Source organism: Rhodopirellula europaea 6C (genome assembly GCF_000338295.1).
Lineage (GTDB): Bacteria > Planctomycetota > Planctomycetia > Pirellulales > Pirellulaceae > Rhodopirellula > Rhodopirellula europaea.
This window is the reverse complement of record NZ_ANMO01000259.1, coordinates 12,446-29,747: the sequence shown is the minus strand read 5'-3', so window position 1 is coordinate 29,747 and position 17,302 is coordinate 12,446. Positions and strand designations below refer to the sequence as shown.

Annotated in this window: 14 protein-coding genes; 2 read left to right on the top strand and 12 right to left on the bottom strand. The window is 54.2% G+C overall.

Annotated features, from left to right (window positions below; translation table 11 throughout):
- Positions 1 to 59 precede the first annotated feature (59 nt).
- The 6 genes from RE6C_RS27665 to RE6C_RS27640 all read right to left on the bottom strand — a co-directional run bounded on the left by RE6C_RS27665 (position 60) and on the right by RE6C_RS27640 (position 3,700).
- Positions 60 to 572 carry a hypothetical protein gene (locus tag RE6C_RS27665; protein WP_144054898.1) on the bottom strand — a complete coding sequence of 171 codons (513 nt, stop codon included), beginning with the start codon at positions 570 to 572 and terminating at the stop codon, positions 60 to 62.
- 98 nt (positions 573 to 670) lie between these two features.
- Entirely contained in the window at positions 671 to 1,063 is a 393-nt protein-coding gene (locus RE6C_RS27660) for a hypothetical protein (RefSeq protein WP_008662036.1), read from the bottom strand.
- Positions 1,064 to 1,157: 94 nt separating this feature from the next.
- Entirely contained in the window at positions 1,158 to 1,607 is a 450-nt protein-coding gene (locus RE6C_RS27655; RefSeq protein WP_008662035.1) for a DMP19 family protein, read from the bottom strand.
- A 204-nt stretch (positions 1,608 to 1,811) separates the two neighbouring features.
- Positions 1,812 to 2,315, bottom strand: coding sequence for a hypothetical protein (locus tag RE6C_RS27650; RefSeq protein WP_008662033.1), 504 nt, complete (start codon positions 2,313 to 2,315; stop codon positions 1,812 to 1,814).
- 116 nt (positions 2,316 to 2,431) lie between these two features.
- A complete protein-coding gene (locus RE6C_RS27645) occupies positions 2,432 to 2,941 on the bottom strand; it encodes a hypothetical protein (protein ID WP_144054897.1) in 510 nt (169 codons plus the stop codon).
- A 228-nt stretch (positions 2,942 to 3,169) separates the two neighbouring features.
- Positions 3,170 to 3,700, bottom strand: coding sequence for a hypothetical protein (locus RE6C_RS27640; protein ID WP_008662029.1), 531 nt, complete (start codon positions 3,698 to 3,700; stop codon positions 3,170 to 3,172).
- 417 nt (positions 3,701 to 4,117) lie between these two features.
- Here RE6C_RS27640 and RE6C_RS27635 point away from each other — a divergent pair, with 417 nt between their 5' ends.
- Positions 4,118 to 4,393 carry a hypothetical protein gene (locus RE6C_RS27635; RefSeq protein WP_144054896.1) on the top strand — a complete coding sequence of 92 codons (276 nt, stop codon included), beginning with the start codon at positions 4,118 to 4,120 and terminating at the stop codon, positions 4,391 to 4,393.
- Positions 4,394 to 4,886: 493 nt separating this feature from the next.
- Here RE6C_RS27635 and RE6C_RS27630 read toward each other — a convergent pair whose 3' ends face one another.
- The 6 genes from RE6C_RS27630 to RE6C_RS27600 form a co-directional block, all read right to left on the bottom strand.
- Positions 4,887 to 5,714 (bottom strand): plasmid partitioning protein RepB C-terminal domain-containing protein, encoded by an 828-nt coding sequence (locus RE6C_RS27630; protein ID WP_236618573.1) that lies wholly within the window; start codon positions 5,712 to 5,714, stop codon positions 4,887 to 4,889.
- Between the two features lie 65 nt (positions 5,715 to 5,779).
- A complete protein-coding gene (locus RE6C_RS27625; RefSeq protein ID WP_008662024.1) occupies positions 5,780 to 6,667 on the bottom strand; it encodes a plasmid partitioning protein RepB C-terminal domain-containing protein in 888 nt (295 codons plus the stop codon).
- Positions 6,664 to 8,217: a recombinase family protein gene (locus tag RE6C_RS27620; RefSeq protein ID WP_008662022.1), complete on the bottom strand. Its 1,554-nt coding sequence runs from the start codon at positions 8,215 to 8,217 to the stop codon at positions 6,664 to 6,666. Before RE6C_RS27620 ends, RE6C_RS27625 begins: the two co-directional genes overlap by 4 nt.
- Positions 8,218 to 8,361: 144 nt before the next feature.
- Positions 8,362 to 8,751 carry a hypothetical protein gene (locus RE6C_RS27615; RefSeq protein ID WP_008662020.1) on the bottom strand — a complete coding sequence of 130 codons (390 nt, stop codon included), beginning with the start codon at positions 8,749 to 8,751 and terminating at the stop codon, positions 8,362 to 8,364.
- Between the two features lie 338 nt (positions 8,752 to 9,089).
- The gene (locus tag RE6C_RS27605) at positions 9,090 to 9,554 is read right to left on the bottom strand and encodes a DUF6884 domain-containing protein (RefSeq protein ID WP_008662016.1); all 465 of its coding nucleotides are present in this window, start codon (positions 9,552 to 9,554) and stop codon (positions 9,090 to 9,092) included.
- The gene (locus RE6C_RS27600; protein ID WP_008662015.1) at positions 9,554 to 13,327 is read right to left on the bottom strand and encodes a DEAD/DEAH box helicase family protein; all 3,774 of its coding nucleotides are present in this window, start codon (positions 13,325 to 13,327) and stop codon (positions 9,554 to 9,556) included. The genes RE6C_RS27605 and RE6C_RS27600 overlap by 1 nt, the downstream gene beginning before the upstream one ends.
- Positions 13,328 to 13,686: 359 nt before the next feature.
- Between RE6C_RS27600 and RE6C_RS27595 the strand changes: the two genes are divergently transcribed.
- Positions 13,687 to 17,274, top strand: a complete 3,588-nt coding sequence (locus RE6C_RS27595; protein WP_201766892.1) for a helicase-related protein — start codon at positions 13,687 to 13,689, stop codon at positions 17,272 to 17,274.
- Positions 17,275 to 17,302 lie beyond the last annotated feature (28 nt).

Sequence of the window (17,302 nt, the reverse complement as noted above, 5' to 3'; positions counted from 1 at the left end):
GCCACCGATATCCTATCAATCGACAAACCAAACCGTTTGAAATCCAATGAAATCGCTTGCTACCAGACCGACTGCACCCTTCCCAGTCCCTGAATCAGCATCTCCTGCAATCGGACTGAGCTGTTTTTGCGTCGCGATTCTTTGTCCAGCGCGTCGATCAATGCGGCAACGATATCGGGGTGCCGAACCACACATTCATCCTGGTGACGATGGCGAGCCAATTTGTCCAAGTGCTTTGCCGCCAGGAAACGCGTCTTCTCGTCACGAGACTTCAGTTGTTTAAGAGTTGTCTTGCGTTCTTGTCTGAGCTCAGCACTGTCAGGGATCATTTCTGCGAACAAGTTCTGCGCTTCCAGATCGGGTGAGTTCTTCTCGTATCCGCGGCTCAACAAAAGATCTCGAGCGGCTTGGAAGATCAATCGATACTCTTCCCAGGGGAGCTCTCGCCGCTGGTAATCAATTCTGCGGACCTCGCCGGTCTTGAGCTGCCGCCCGATAATCTGGCCTTCCGTGCCATCCAAGCCACGGCGTTTCTCGTACGTACGCGTTCCGGTCGCAATCTTGTTTTGCACCGTCTCTCGAAGACTACGTTTCTTGACCATGAAGTTGGCTTGTCCGTAAACATGAAGCAAAAAGAGAATCCGGTTGGTGCGGGTTTCGCTAATTTACACTAGTCGTATTCCTCCTTGGATAAGTCGGCCTCGTACTCGTCCGTACCCTCAAAACCAAGCTTCTTCAGCTTGGAGAAATACTCCGTGTAATCAAAATCTCCTTCGCTTTCCCACGGTTCGAGATCCCATATCGCGTCTGCCATCCATCCACACCAGCGCGGCGGGGCTGGCCACTTGCGGAAATACGCGATGCGATCATCAAACGATTTGTCTTGTTGTACCCACCATTCGTCAAACGCCGTGAGGTGGGATTCGCCATCGCCCATCCGCCATCCGATGCTGTATGGATGCGAGTTGTCGGCGTAAACCCACGGTGGTGGAAAGTCACCATATTTCGCAACCATCTGGCTGGCGCGATCGCGGTACCATTTTTCTTTAGCGTACTCACCCATAGCAATCTTCAATGAATGTTCAATCGAATAACGTTACCAATCAGCCAACGGTTAGTCGTCCATTCCGCCACACGAGTTTCTTGTCTTGCTCGAATCAAGCATCGGTGAATAATTCTTGGTTATCGCAGCATAACCTCAGGATGACAGAATTCGCGTCCTGTTCCATGCAAAAAAAGTCGTCATCAAGTTGCTTCAGTGACTTGTCCCAGTTCGATGGCAGGGAGGCGAAATAGTCCTCAGCGAGACTGCGTTTGTGCTTGGAACGGTTCCGCTGATGGTAATAGAAAACGATTTCACGCAGTAGGTTCGAAACTCTTGAAACGCCAGCTTGACGAGCCGCCTCCTCCGCTTGAAGAATCAATGACCACGCGGAGTTGGAATAGAGTTGCGAAATCCCGCCGTTCAGGATTTCGGCATGGACGTGTTGAAACGCATAACACAGCGCGTACCCGGGCGGCAAAGCTTGAAGGTCCTGCACAGCGGCCTTAGGGTCGGTGGCCGGACCAATGACGGCATCAATGCGTTCGAATACCTGATCCGCCAACAGCTCTTCAAGAGGTTTTGCGGCATTACGATGACAGGGAACGCACATGCCATGTCGACGTTCCGCAGTCACTAGGCGAATCTCGCGTCCGCACGATGAACAGGTCGTTTTTTGCTCAGCCATAACGATCTCGAAAGGAACTGAACCGCGATACTCAAGTGGCATCGTTGCACAATCGGCTACGGGCTGTCAGTCGTTCTGCATTCATGTTTGGCCAGCCATGCTCAGCTTAGCATAAAAGCTCCGGTGTTTCGCGAAATCCTGGCCGTAATTGGGCCCCATTGCTTTGCCTGGCGTATCGCCGATTCCGATCGTGTAATGCAACCAGTCAATTGCAAATCCGATTTCGCCATCCCATGCATCACGGTCCAATGAATCGGATATTTTCCGATCGTAGGGGCACGCGAAATCGCGAACAGCGATGGATGTCGCCGCATAGATCGGCACAATGCTGATGCCTCCCGTGTTCTGCAGAGCTGCGATCAGATCTTGGGAGTGCTTTTGGATGCCATTGTGCGAGGCCAACACTAGACCAACCATACGTTCACGCCACGAATCACCGTCGCGCAGTAATTCGCTGATCGATTCGGTTGTGAGTGACTCGGCAGCTCTCTGAATTCTTGCGACGGCTTCGTCAATTCCGGCGTCGAGATGAACCAACTGCAAATAGGCGTCTCCGATCTCAATGAACAGGCCTTGGTTTTTCATTTGATCGAGGTGCTAGCGGAGGCGGTCACTGGGGGTGGTGAGACGGTTTTTCATTGGAGGTACGCCATGCTGTCCATCGTCGGCACGGCCCAATGTTTTCGCCCGATAGGAATCATTCAGTCAACAACTTGATACTCCAGGCCGGTGATTTTGGATGCTTTAAGGATATCCACCACGTAATCAGACGCCATGAAGCAAAACGTCTCTCCCAACGCAAATTCGAATCGGATCGAAGAAGCAAGTAGAAGCCTCTGATCGGAAGGAAACTCCATGGATGCCGCCAACGGAAAGAACAGCGTCTCGCGAAATCGCCCACATACGGAGCATCTCCTGCGGAACTCCATCCCACAGGTCTCTACGTCGGTAGGGGCGGTAAGCGCTGGAACCAAGATGAAGTAGTTTGAGCTCGCTGGAATAGGAGCGAAACGCACACCGTTAATGTTGTTCTCAGCAAGCAAATCTCGAAGACGCTGACTGACGGCGATCAGCCCGTCACCACACAAAACGTAGTCTTGGCGAGCAACGATCCGAACGTCTTCATCAATGCCGCGCTGAATCGCAATTGATTCATCAATCTTTTTGCACTTGGCACACTGAAGAGCGGCATAGCGTTCCCGCAATGCCACGGGGTTTGATTTGGTGGCCTCATGACGAAGTACGAAGTTGTTGTGGCGTTGATCCTTTGGGACAAGCCAGAAATGTGGCATGATCGTTGACAACTCGCGAAAGATCGTTTTTCAGATGGGAAACACTACCACTACCAACGAACCTGTGGCGACACGACCTCGATGGTGCGAAAACGCCAACGCCGACAGCTATTGAACAGGCAGTTGCTTCCCATTTCTCCCACGATATCACAACTCATCCCAGTTCGTTGCGAAGCCGTTGATCGTGGTGTTCCCGTTTACTAGCAGTTTTATCTCAACACCTTTCGCCAGAGAAGCATGAAGCCGTGGTAGATGGTTGGCGTTCGGGTCGACATTTAGCGACCGGCAAATTCGATCTCGAATCGCGATCCATTCAATATTCGAATCAGCTTGTTGCACCGCGAGATCCTTCATTGTCGACAAGTCAGCGTGGGCTGCGCCACTCCAGTGAGGGATCGTGACGATGTGCTCCAGTGCTTCAATTAAATTGTCCCCAATTCGAGAAGCCTTTGCCTCCGATGAAACATGGAATACTGGACGATTCGCATCCTTTTCACCTCCGTACAGCAGGTAAACACCGCCAGAATAGTCACCTGCGATGATTGAAAAATCAACCGGAGGGTCAAACGAGATCCAATCATCGTCATCGTCGAAGTCGATCATATCGAACTCAAATGGCAACATTCGAAGATCATTGATGACGGCTTCATCTTTTCGCAGGGTTTCAAGGGTTGGCATGATGCTCTATCGACAGAATCGTTCAGGCTTCGGAGGCTTTTAGATTTGGTTTCGCTGGTGGAGATCGGTTTTAATGCACTGGCGAACACAATGGTGGTGACGCACAAGTTGCCCGAAAAGTCATTGTCAATTTTGGCCAAGTTCATCCCGGTTCCCGCGGAATCGACCAACCAATCTGACTCATCCCGAAACGCCCCTTCTGTGTGAAACAGCTGAGCTTCCTGACCTGTCTCCCGTTTATACGGAACTGCTTAGCCCAGTTGATGGTAGCTGACAAAGCAAAGGTGGAACACTCGCTTCGCAAGTAGCAAACGGAGGAAATTCAAGCAGGTATTCCGAGTCATCGATGTGTTGCGTGCTTACAATGTGTTGGTTGCCCAACTTGAGTTTCCAGTTGTTTCTAAGCGAGGCACCGAAATGGTAGTCACGTTGAGTAAAATTGCAGCACTGTGCTTGGTAATCGTCTACACCTCAATCTCGGTCTTCATGGCAGGGTTCGTCGCCATTCCCGGAATGATGATCTTGCTGGTCCCGCCGCTCGGGCTCATTTGGTTTGCGGAAGACCTCGGCGAGTTCACTGGATACGTTGGGAAGGGAGGCACGGTCGATCGGTCCTCGCCTGAGTATCTGATCGCGGCGTTTGGGTGGCTAGTATTGCTTGGATTACCGATCTACATGTACTGCTACAGTTGATGCCAAACCGAGACGGACCCAAAATTTAGGTTGGCACGCTACTGTTCAAGGTGTGAGCGTTCAACCGATTCGGATCCCGGGGGTTCCGGAATCAACGGATTGTGGTGGGCTTTTAAGCGTTGATCGCTTGGTCGTCCTTTGTAGCATCGAATGCAACGACTGCTAGCTTGGAGACTCCGGTCGAAATCGCATCGGTGTCGCTAGCACTGAGACACCACCGCTCCGAGACCGCTGTCGCAAGAGGATACGGCTTTCATCGATCGGAGACGCTTTTGGCTTGTTGTGGCTAACGTCTCATTGAATGTCGCGATTGACTTTCGGCAACCACCGCCTGAGTTGTTCCTTACAGCTCCTCTTATACGGTCGGCGAGTGAAGTGGCTGAATGGTCGGCAGCATTCTGTTTGGTTGCCCGCCGACGCCAAAACGAGGCGTGAGGACTCCCCGGATATAGAGACCATCTTGATGGCTCGTTCATCGGGGGAGATTCGCGAACTACTGGTCCATGTCAACTTCCAGCATTCGTGATTCGGAAACCTTTTGCAGCTCGGTGAGGATTTCGGGATAGTTCCCCGCGAGATACCGGACGACCCGAGCGTTGTCGAGTAAGCACTTGAGATAACCAACTGCGATGACCAAGTTAAGCACGTTCTTTCCGTGGACCTCGTCGATTTGCTTGAAGTCCTTCGCGAGGGAGTCCATCTCGCGTTCCATCCTAGCCATGTCGATCGACGAAAGGCCCTCGACCTCGCGGGAGCATTCCTTGTCCACAAGTTGTTCCGTCGGAGTCGCCGCAATCAAACATTTGGAATAGGAGGCAGAGAAGTTGCTCGTCGCACACATCAGCTCGGCCATCTCGATTTGCCGCATCGGGATGACCTTGCGCATCTGTACGAACGTGGCGCTAGTTGCCTTCTTGCCTTTCAGGAGCTCTACCGCTTCTGGGCAGATTCCGACCAGTAGGTCTCGTTTTTTCCGAATCTGAGCAACGTCGATATCGAGGGCATCCGCGATCTTGGTTTCTGAAACACCACTCTTGACTGCTTTCATGATCATGAAGTGCTCTTGAATTGCTGATAAACGATTTACCTTGTGGTTGTACGTGAACGCTTCATCGTCGAGAGCGACCAAACATTTGACGGTATCGATCTTCAGGTCCTTCATCACTTCGTATCGAACATTGCCGTCGAGCAACATGTATTGCCCCATGCTTCCCTTCTCGCGGTGGACGACCAGCGGTTCAATCAAACCAATCTGTTTGATGGAAGCAACGATCTGTCGATACTTGACGGTGCCTTTGAGATTCTTCGCGATTTTACGCATCGGGAGGATTTCCGATAACGCCAATTCACGTACCATCGTTTCGCAGGCGAGTTCTACCCTGGATGTCATGATGTCGGCCCTTTCTTGTTGAGTTCGGTCGCGAGGTACGCCGGCATCGTGTCCAGTTTTTCTGACCGAAGTAGTTCGACGAAACGCTTGTCTTCGATCAACTGGCGAATCGCGGAAACAACGAATAGCAATCGCGTCTCGCAGAGTTTTGACTTCTGAATTACCAACCTCTGTTTGGCGGATTCGGCTTGGTAAGTCTCCAAAAGCTTCTTCCCTGACACCACCGATTTGGTGCGTCGCGGGCCGCTTCGCAATGTTTTTCCATCGGTTTGACGCTTCTCGATCAGACGACGAGTTGCCAACAGCTTCTTTCCACGTAGGTCGTTTGATTCGTATGCTTCAGTCAACGCACGTTGGATGTCGTGATCATCGGCGACAGCAATCGTCACAGCGACGCTGACCGGAATCTGGCCCCGCTCCACCGCCATCACTAGCCGCTCTTCGCCGCGCTGGATCAGCTTTACGATTCCACGTATGTACGACACAGCCAGGTCTGTCTTCTTAGCAATGTCGGCGAACGAGTAGCCTCGTTCCTTCAACGCACCGATCTCGTGAACCATCTCAACGCACGATGGTTTCCGTCTTGCGAGGTTCTCAACCAAACTCATCAACAGCAGTTGGTCCTCGGAAACATCGATGATGATCGCGGGAATTTCCGTCTGTCCCAGTTTCTTGTACGCTTCAAATCGACCCTGTCCGCACACCAGCAAAAACTCGTCGTCGCTGGACGGTTTCGGCGTTACCGTGATTGGTTTCTTCAACCCAATGTTGGCGATGTTGTTGACGATCTGGCGGAATTTCGTTTGTCCCCGGTCGCGTGGATTCACCACCGTAATCTTGTCGAGTGCGATCCGCTGGATCTCTCGTTCCGCTTTGCTAGTCATGCTGCCACCTCGATCTTGATCCGTTCGGACAGCGAGGTGAAGTAATCAAGGCTGTCGAATTGGTAGGTGTCCAAGTGAACCCCATTCGTTTCGCACAGCAGTAGACGCGGCGACTGAATATCCATGATCGGCAACAAGTAATAATCGACGACGCGCTCATTGGTTGCATCCATTCGGACCAAGATTGTGATGTCGGGAGCAATTTTTTGTTCGACATTGATCATCCATCGGAGCGCACCGGCTTTTGTTTGCCGGCAGCGTGAAAGCATCATCGACGCACTGTATTCGCCATTGATAAGCAACAGGTCAGTGTCTACATCTTGCGTGACGGACGCACCGGCCGCCCCCAACCTAGACATCACATCGCCGATCAAGTCGGGGTACATCTCCCGAAGTTTCTGGTTGATCTCGATGTATTCGTAGTCACGATTGGGCTGGTACCCGGCCAAACGATACGCCCGAATCAGGCTGCCAAATCGCGTGCGGTACGTCGACGAGGTAGGCGCGTTGTCGGCTGCGTCAATCAGCCCCGCCGACAGTGTGGAATTCTGCTCCATCAGCAACCGCAGGCATGAAATCATCTCCTCGTCGCTGTAGCATTTGGCGCGCTCCCGAATGATCCCTTGAGCGGTGTAGAACAATTCCTGGCTTACGATCGCTTCAAACGCGGCGTCCTTGCGAATCCAAATGTCTGACTCGTTGCAAACGCGGCGCTGTTTCAGTTTGAACGAGGTTCGGTTGTAGACATTGTTTCCAATGTACTTTTCGTTCGTTAGCAATTGACGAACCGTGCCGCGATTCCATGCTCGTCCGAGGTCAGTGGCGATGCCATCGGAATTCAGATGCTCGGCAATTTGGCGCTCCCGCAAACCGTCCACGACGAACATCTGATAAACACGATTAACGGTGTCGACTTCCTGTTCTGGGCCTTTCACCAGAATAACACGGTCTGTTTGCAAGCTCTTGCACTCACCGCGAGCCAACTGAGCCTTCGTTTCACCCGATTGGTCGATCAGCATCCGCCGGAGTCCAAACCCGGCTGGTCCGCCTTGTCGATAACCCAGTTCAATCAAGCGGCATTGACCCTGGAACACCTTGGTCGACAACTCGCGACTGTATTCGCCGGCCATCGCTCGCTTGACGCTCTTGATGATCGTAGAAGTTGGCCCGCCGTCATTCTCAAACTGCTCGGCACAGTAATGAACGGAGATGCCGGCCCGCTTGCACAGGTATTCGTAGTACGCACTTTCGTCGGCATCTTGGAAACGGCCCCATCGGCTGACGTCATAGACCAGAATCGCTTCGTAGTCAGCGACGCCGTTCTGCACATCCGCGATCAGAGCTTGCAGGGACCGCCGACCGGCCACGTTAAGACCGCTCTTGCCCTCGTCAGCGTAAGTTTTCACGATCACGAGATTCCGCTTTCTTGCGTACTCCTGGATGACATCGTCTTGGTTCGCGGTCGAGTATTGCTGATGCTCAGTCGACATCCGAACGTACTGCGCGGCTCGGGCGGGTTTGGTTTCCGGTTCTTCAGACGTTTGACTCATCTTGGGGACTCCTAATCCGAGACAGATGGGCGTGGCATTGGCTCGAGAGCCGAATTTCAATCGCAGTATGTCTCGTCCCCGTTTGATCTCCGTTTGACTATTGGTGATTCTGTGTTTGATTTGCGTTTGATTTTGAAGCAGTGATCAAACCAAGATCAAACGATAGAACCCCGAGTTTGATCCGTCGATCTTGCTAGACAGCTCTGCCATTCCGCCCAACGCCAAGCGATCACGAAGACGTTTTGCCACACCGCGGATGCTGGAATGTTCCCGGCGTCCGCCCCAGACCTCGTCGAGCAGGATGTCGTAGGAGATGAATTGGTTGGGCGATCGCGAAATGCGTTCAAAGAATCGGAACAAGAGATTGTTTCCGAGAAAGCAGACTTGGCCCTTCCACAAAACTGATTGCGAACTGGGATCAACGAGTGAGTTCTGTCGCGATCCGAACCGATGAAGTGTTTGGACGGGCAGCGGAATATCATCGATGTCAACTTCTTCGTTGAGCATTTCGATCGCCAACTCGAGTTGCTGCATGACGATCGCGTGGCTTGAAGCCAATGTAGCGAGAGCCTCCCTGATCGCTCGTTTTCGTTCAATTTGCACAGTGGGGTCTCCCGACTTTCTCGATGCATACCAACGAGATTCGTCGCAGAATTTTGGACTCGCCAAGCTCCACGCTAATCGGAACGGATCGCGTTCGGATCAAACCAACGAATCAATTGCGGGCAAAACGCCGTCTCCCGCATCTTTGAAATCTCCACGGTGCGGCCGGGGCAATGCGATAGCTGATTCGATCGCCGGCAACCGGTCGTGCTGACCGTATACTGCCAATCAATCTTCGAACTGCTTTGAGCCGCATTCTGCTTGAAGGATCACCCTTCGCCAATATTCGCATTCTCGGCCGCTCGCTTTGCGGCTTGCATCGCTTTGCCGATTGGCAGGCCAGCGAATGGGAACTGAAGGTCCACCTCCGTTCCCTCGAATGCGGTCTCGATCGCGTGACGATATTCCTTCCCACCCAAACCGATCACTTCATCGAACGTTGCCAGCCTGCGATCTTTGATTTGCTGCGATAGCTTTTCCAAGTCAATCGGGCCCGACGACTTCTTTTTGAAGGTGACTTCGTAGGGGCCCGGCAGCATGAAGTCCGGATCAATGAAACCGTGCTTCGCACTGAGGATCAGCCATTGATCGCCGATGCACTCCGCGTACTTGCGGTTCACCTTGAACGGCGATCCCACGTACGCATCGCGGGCAATCGTTGGTCCGGCCGTTGGATTCTTCGACCAAACCTTGCTGCTTCCGCATGGAACGATCACGAGAGTCGTCTTTGGCATCAGCGGCTTTCATCGTGTGGGGTTGCTTCGTGCAAGACCGCAACAAATTCACCGAGCACCCTGAGGTCCGTTGCCGCTTCCTCGTCGATTTGGATTGCCGAATACTCGGGATTGAGTGGCTGCAATTCGATCGTTTGGTGTTGCCAACCGTCTTCGCCTCCGCCCTTGGTGGAATGGTATCGCTTCACCGTATAACGTCCACCATCCACCGGGTCCGCATGCGTGTTGATCTGAACGAGCACCATGCGGTTCTGTCGCGAGCCGGCCGGACAGGGACGAAACAGACACAAACTTCCTGTGGTGATTCGCGGCTCCATGGAGCGACCGATCCCGCGAGCGGCGAACATTCCCGTTGATAGCTTGCGGTCGGTGCCCTCGATCCATCCGATCTCTTCCGGAACACCTTCCGGCCCAAAACCTCCGGCTGCGGCAACCAAGTCGTAGACGGGCACGTGGCTCGCGTACTTCGCAGAGTCTTTGACCGACGGCTCAATGATCCATTCCGGCTCATCCGGTTCGGCCAGTGCATCTGTGATCGGACGTTTGGAAGTATCAGCAGCAACGGCGTCCTCAACGCCGGTCGGCTGCACATGCCAACGTCCCTCACTCAACTGAAAATGCACACGGAAATCCGTTCCCGGCAGCCCCGCGTCCTCCCCAAACCACTGGCGGAGCAACTCCGACAAACGATTCTTTTTTTCGCCTTTCGGGTACGCGACGTTGCAAGCGACTTTCACAAACTTGAACGTCCAAAGGTCTCCATTGGTCAATTGCACTTCGGTTGGCCCCACCGGTCGCCCCGGTTCTTTCTCCACCGTTGGGATGAACACGATTGCTTTTCCATTCGCATGCGAGACCTTTCCCGTGAACGAATTCGCTGTCTCGGGCAACTCTGCCAGGCGTTTCGATTGGATGTACCGAGCCAGACGTCCCTCGACCAGTTCTTCCGTCACGGACTCAAGGGAAGCATGCAGTTCAGGCGGGCAATCAATTGCCAACTGCAGTTGATCACCTGTCCGCTTGAACCATCGCGATCCGTTTTGATTAACCAGCCATCGATCAATGGGCCATTTGATCCACCACGCCATCCACTCCGAGTCGCTTGCATGACGATGGTCGATTGCGTGCTTGCCCTCCAGCAGATCTCGCCGGAGGACAGGGTGTTCCAGCATGTGAGTCCGACAGCGTTTGGCAAACTCTGGCAAATCAACCGGATCAAAGAACGACGACTGATCCAGCAGCACGCGAAGCACCACCATCTTGTACGACTTGTTCAGACTGGTCGTCTCCACCGTCTTGAACCAATCACCGAACGAGCGAAGCGTCTGCTGTTCCGCATCATTCAGATCACCTTCGTCATCGGCGAATGCAAACCAGCTTCCCGCACTGCGACTGATCGTTCCTGGAATGTACCCGCGAGCGATCAATTCCGATGGCGTCGGGCGACGCCCCAATTCATCACGCAGCCCGCGATACGCCTCGACGCCGGCCGCGGCTCCCGTTGGAAGGAATTGCTTCAGCAAATCCTTGGCGACCAGTTCAACATCCAGCAAGCAACCTTCGGGCAGCTCAGGGGACGCACCCTGGATCCACTTCCGCAAATCACCCCACTGAGCCGTGTGGTTTCCCAGTGACAACAGGTGGAGCATTCGCTGAGCAAACAAGCGGTGATTGCCGACGAAGTCGATCACCAACAACCGTGTCTTGCCCACGCTAGCTCGCAATCCACGGCCGAGCTGCTGAAGGAAGACAACCTTCGACTCCGTTGGTCGCAGCATCACGACGCGATCGACCGCCGGGACATCCAGACCCTCGTTGAACATGTCGACCACGCAGAGTGTTTCAAGCGAGCCATCACGCAACTGTTCCAGTGATTCGCCGTAGCTGTCACCGCCTCCGCCTGAGAAGACCGCTGCCGCGCTGATGCCTTTTCCACGCAGCCAATCACGCGCGAACACTGCATGACGCCGGGAGCAACAAAAAACGATCGTTCGCTCACCGGGATGCTCGTTGATCGCTTGCCACAGTCGTTCCATCCGCTCACTCGTGGCGACGCGTTGTTCCAGTTCGTCGGGATCGAACCGGCCGTTGCGCCACGGGACTTGCTCGAAGTCCACCGTGTCTCGGATGCCGACGTAGTGGAACGGAACCAACGCTCCCTCTTCGATGCCCGTTCCGATGGAGGCGTGATAGGCCAAGTTGTCGTCGAAGATACTGACCACATCGACGCCATCGGTGCGTTCGGGAGTCGCGGTCAGCCCCAGGACGAAATCTGCGTCCAGCTTTGCCATCACGCGGCGGTATGTGGGTGCTTCTGCGTGGTGAACTTCGTCAATGATTGCGTAGTCGAAATGTTCGTTCGCCAACCGCTTCAGACCTTCGGGGCGGGCGAGTTTCTGAATCGAGGCGACCACCAACTCACCGTCCAGTTCGCTGCGTGAGCCGACATACCACGACGTACGCGAGGCCAGCGAATCACCCTCTTTGAACGCGTCGTCCAGCAGTTGGGACAAAACGCTCTCGGCTTGCGTCAAAATGTGCGAGCGGTGTGCAATCACCAGCACTCGCGGGCGGCGTCCGAGTGCGTCACCGACTTGTCGCACATCAAAGGCAGCCAGCCAAGTCTTTCCCATCCCGGTGGCCACCGAGATCAACGCCTTCGCAAAACCGTCGGCACGCAACCTTGCAAGCGACTTCAACGCCGCCGCTTGCCACGGCCGAGGCTCGGGAATCGTTGTGTTGTCGATGCTTTCCGCTTGAAAGTGTTCTTTGCGATAAGCCTTTGCATCCAGCCGATACTGCTCCACCAAATCAGAAGTCAGCGGCTCCGCGGACTGCCACAGTTCGTCATACGCCTGAACAAAATCATCGGGCACGCCATCGTGTCCACGGCTGGAACAGATCAGATTCCATTCGACGCCGGTTTCCAGTGCAGCCTTCGACAGGTTGCTGCTGCCAACCGCCACCAGCGCCCCGTGGTCATCGATGATTCGCCACGCCTTGGGGTGGAATGATTCTGGTTGCCCCGAGAGCGACTTGTGTTTCACCAGCCGCGCCTGCAGCTCACCACGCAAGTCTTGATCGTCTCCGACTGTGTCCTGCCACGCGAGCAATCGAGCCAATGCTTTGGGATGAGAGATGTACAGGTAATCGCTGACGAGGATTCGAACCGCGGCGTCCCTTCGCAGAGTTTCGAACAGCCGACCTTCGATCACTGCGAGACCTGAAGGCTGGACAAACGAAGCCAACACGTCGATCTTCCTCGCATCAGCCATCCGGTCCGAGAGTCGTTCCCACAATGTGGAATCCGGGTACCCCGTCGCCAGTTCCAAACGCGGAACGCTTGTTGTGTTCTTGGACTTCGCTTCCGCCGTCTGGACCGGTGGCTCGTCGACCAGGTAGTTCGCTTTCTCGGGGATCACGTATCGAACACCGCCCCGTGGATCCGGCACATCGCCGAGGTAGCGAGGGATCACATGGATGTGAACATGCATGACCGTTTGGCCCGCGGTTTCGCCGCAGTTGAAACCGACGTTGTATCCAGTGGGCTTGGGGGCCAGCGTTTCATCCAGCCGTTGCTTGACCACGTTGACCAAGCTCATCAACGCAGCTTGTTCGTCTGGCGACGCATCAAACCAAGTCGGCACGACCCTGCGAGTCACCACCAATGCATGGCCGCGTGTCACCGGAAACCGATCGAGGAACGCGAAAGCCAGTTCGTTCGAAGCGATCCAATCCTTTTCGTTGACGCTTAAGAACGGTGAGCGATCCATGCGTTACTCAAACCTGTGTCGTGTCAATTGGATGCAGTCCGTCGCGAATGAAGACCAGTGTGACCAAACGCATTGACAAACGAACACGTCATTCCGGTGAGCTTCACCTGCCAGTGCCAAACCGCCCCTCTGCCTGCTTGTTCGACGGTCCCTGGCACAATAGGATCGTGGGCTTCAGTTTGCAACCACGTGAGGGAGTCTACGGATCGCCTGAAACCATTGAGGCTCCAAACAGATGCCCTCGAAACGGTTCATCTGAAGAGCGGGTTTCCATCCTTCAACCGCACTTAAACTCATGCGATCACTAACGATCGAGGCCGCTCTAGTGCAAATGAACAACCGCTCGGATTGCAAGTCGCATGCGTCGATTCGTAGCTCCAAGCACCAACTTTTCCGCAAACACACTCGCTCGCTTCCGCGGATTGAATCACGTGGCACAACTCGAAGAAATCACGAAAGACGCTATTGTTGCTGGGATCATTCCCAGTGGCAAAGTCACAATCATTGATGCGAAATGGCACGGCAGCGATGTGTTGCAGATAACCTACCGTGCAGCCGACGGGACGTTGGGCGACGAGCTGCTTTACCGTGACAACGAAACTTCGATTGAAATCGTCGAAGCAAGTCGCCCTTGGAGTTTCAATGGTGATGGCGAACTGCTGCGGTTGGTTTCCGAGGCATTGCGCATTCGTCTTGCATTCCTGTTTGATCCAGTGCTCGCGGTCCACACATCTCTCGTCGAACCGTATCCCCACCAGATTTCTGCTGTATACGAAGAGATGCTGACCCGTCAGCCACTTCGTTTCTTGCTCGCCGACGACCCCGGAGCAGGAAAAACGATCATGGCCGGGCTGCTGATCAAAGAGTTGATCGTTCGAGGTGATCTTCGACGATGCATGATCGTCGCGCCAGGAAGTCTGGTGGAACAGTGGCAGGACGAGATGTTCGAAAAGTTTCAGGTCCCCTTCGAGGTAATGACCAACGACAATTTCGAGGCAGCTCGGACGGGAAATTGGTTTGGCGAGAACGACATGGTGGTCTGTCGACTCGACAAACTCAGCCGCAACGAACGCGTCCAAGAAAAGCTGAAAGCTGCGGAAGACTATGACCTGATTATCGTCGACGAAGCACACAAGATGTCGGCGTCCGTATTCGGTGGGGAGGTGAAGGAGACCAAACGCTACAAGCTAGGTCGAGAAATCTCCAAGAACACACGTCACTTCCTGCTAATGTCGGCCACGCCGCACAACGGCAAGGAAGAGGACTTCCAGTTGTTCATGGCGTTACTTGACGGAGATCGTTTTGAAGGAAGGTCGCGGCAGGGTGTTCACACGGTCGACGCCAGTGACATGATGCGGCGTATGGTAAAAGAGCAGCTTTACAAATTCGACGAAACCAAGCTGTTTCCCGAACGAATTGCTCATACGATCGACTATCCACTCAGCAACGAAGAGGCCGCACTGTACCGAATGGTCAGCGATTATGTTCGCAATGAATTCAATCGTGCCAGCGCCCTTGAGAACGGAGGACGCAAAGGAACCGTCGGATTCGCACTGACCATCTTGCAGCGACGATTGGCATCCTCGCCCGAGGCGATCTACGAGTCGCTACGTCGGCGTCGAGAACGGCTTCAGAATCGTGTTCGCGAGGAAGAACTGCTGTCACGTGGCGGTACCGCACGCATTGATAACGCCTGGGACCTTCCTTCCTTCAGTGACGACGACGACATCGAGGACTTTGAGGACGCTCCAGGTGACGAATACGAATCGCAAGAACAACGAATTGTCGACGGGGCAACGGCGGCCCAAACGATTGCCGAATTGCGGCTCGAAATAGATAGCCTGAGTCAGCTCGAAACCTTTGCGAAACAGGTTCGAGACAGCGGGCATGATCGAAAATGGGAAGAGCTTTCGTCGCTACTTGGCGACGACGAGCACATGAAAGACGAAACCGGTGCCCGTCGAAAGATTGTCATCTTCACCGAGCACCGCGACACCCTAAACTATCTTACGCGACGTATCCGCAAACTGCTTGGCAGCGAAGAGTCCGTGGTCACAATCAGTGGCGGGATGCTTCGCGAAGAACGTCGCAACGCGCAGGAACTCTTCACTCACGACGAAGACACCAAAGTACTGATCGCAACTGATGCCGCTGGCGAGGGTATTAACCTCCAGTGTGCACACCTGATGGTCAACTACGACCTGCCTTGGAACCCCAATCGCTTAGAACAGCGTTTCGGTCGGATCCACCGGATTGGTCAAACCGAGGTCTGTCACCTCTGGAACCTCGTCGCCGGAGAAACACGCGAAGGTGCCGTTTTCCAGCGACTGCTTGAAAAGCTTGATGTCGAGCGAGAAGCATTGGGCGGAGCCGTCTTTGATGTGCTCGGACAGGCGATCGACGGGAAGCAGCTGCGCGAGATGCTACGCGATGCAATGCTGTACAACAGCCTTCCGGAGGTGAAAGCTCAACTGTTCGAAAAGGTCGACGGTGCCGTCGCGCACGAGCGGCTACAGGACTTGATTGAGAATCAATCACTTGCCGGCGAAACCATGGATACCAGCCGTGTTCGTCAGATCCGTGACGACATGGAACGGGCCAACGCACGCCGACTGCAGCCCCACTACATTTCCACCTTCTTCCAATCCGCATTGGAACTGCTTGGTGGTGCGATGCGAGAACGTGAAACGGATCGTTATGAGATCACTCGAGTGCCCGGCATCGTGCGCAGCCGTGACCGCGTGATCGGCACTCGTGAATCGGTCCTCAAAAAATATCAACGATCGACCTTCAAAAAGGAACTGATCAACGTCCAGGGCAAACCACAAGCAGCGTTCATCTGCCCTGGACATCCTCTGCTTGACTCAGTCATCGATATCATTCTCGAGCGTCACCGCGATCTCCTGAAGCAAGGGGCGGTTTTGATTGACGAAAACGCCAAAGACGAGAAAGTGCGTGCCGTCTTTTGTCTCGAAAACTCCATTCAAGACGGTCGGACAATCAAAGACAGCAGCCGACGGCGTATTGTCAGCCGTCAGTTGCAGTTCGTCTCCATTGACCAAGATGGGGAAGTTCAAATGGCCGGATCCGCTCCTTATCTCGATATGCGTGGTGCGACCAAACGAGAGTTCGACATGGTGGAACCGCTTCTGCAGGATTCATGGATCAATGCAGATCTTGAGACAAAAGCGATCAGCTTTGCGATCGGCAACCTCGTACCCAAGCACTTCCAAGATCTCAAACGCCGGCGAGAAGCTTTGGTCGACAAGACCAACGATGCCGTAAAAAAACGACTCACGCAAGAAATCGCTTACTGGGATCACCGCGCACAAGAGCTGAAGGCCGAAGAAGAAGCGGGGAAGAAGCCTAAACTGAACTCGCAGAACGCCCAAGCACGAGCCGATCGTTTGAGCGATCGTTTACAAGAGCGCCTCAAAGAGCTTGCCGAAGAACGCAAGCTATCTCCGCTGCCGCCGATCGCACATGGCGGCGCTCTCGTGGTACCGATTCATTTACTGCATCGGCTCGCGGGGACAGAACCGTCCGCGGAAGCACTCGCGGCACGTGAGACCAAACGCAGCGAGATGCTGGCGATGGAAGCCGTGATGCGGGCCGAACGCGACCTCGGCAATACACCCACCGACGTCAGCCATCTGAACTGCGGGTATGACATCGAATCCGCCTGCGGACAGACAGGCCGTTTGCGATTCATCGAAGTCAAAGGACGGCTACTCGGCGGCGAAACCGTCACTGTCACCCGCAACGAAATCGTCACCGGTGTTAACGCCGGTGACAGCTACATTCTTGCGATCGTGCAGATCGAGAACGATGCAGCACTTCTCCCGGTATACGTTCGCTCGCCGTTCATGCGGGAGCCGGACTTTGGCGTCACGCGTAGTGATTACAAAATCAAGGACATGCTGAAACGTGGTACTGCGCCGGCGTGAGAGTCCATTCCAAGTCAATCCCTCTCCA

Excerpts from the sequence above, each read along its gene's own strand:
- RE6C_RS27660 (WP_008662036.1), bottom strand. The coding sequence starts at position 1,063 with ATGGGTGAGTACGCTAAAGAAAAATGGTACCGCGATCGCGCCAGCCAG.
- RE6C_RS27650 (WP_008662033.1), bottom strand. The coding sequence starts at position 2,315 with ATGAAAAACCAAGGCCTGTTCATTGAGATCGGAGACGCCTATTTGCAG.
- RE6C_RS27640 (WP_008662029.1), bottom strand. The coding sequence starts at position 3,700 with ATGCCAACCCTTGAAACCCTGCGAAAAGATGAAGCCGTCATCAATGAT.
- RE6C_RS27635 (WP_144054896.1), top strand. The coding sequence starts at position 4,118 with ATGGTAGTCACGTTGAGTAAAATTGCAGCACTGTGCTTGGTAATCGTC.
- RE6C_RS27630 (WP_236618573.1), bottom strand. The coding sequence starts at position 5,714 with ATGCGTAAAATCGCGAAGAATCTCAAAGGCACCGTCAAGTATCGACAG.
- RE6C_RS27625 (WP_008662024.1), bottom strand. The coding sequence starts at position 6,667 with ATGACTAGCAAAGCGGAACGAGAGATCCAGCGGATCGCACTCGACAAG.
- RE6C_RS27620 (WP_008662022.1), bottom strand. The coding sequence starts at position 8,217 with ATGAGTCAAACGTCTGAAGAACCGGAAACCAAACCCGCCCGAGCCGCG.
- RE6C_RS27615 (WP_008662020.1), bottom strand. The coding sequence starts at position 8,751 with ATGCAGCAACTCGAGTTGGCGATCGAAATGCTCAACGAAGAAGTTGAC.
- RE6C_RS27605 (WP_008662016.1), bottom strand. The coding sequence starts at position 9,554 with ATGCCAAAGACGACTCTCGTGATCGTTCCATGCGGAAGCAGCAAGGTT.
- RE6C_RS27600 (WP_008662015.1), bottom strand. The coding sequence starts at position 13,327 with ATGGATCGCTCACCGTTCTTAAGCGTCAACGAAAAGGATTGGATCGCT.
- RE6C_RS27595 (WP_201766892.1), top strand. The coding sequence starts at position 13,687 with ATGCGTCGATTCGTAGCTCCAAGCACCAACTTTTCCGCAAACACACTC.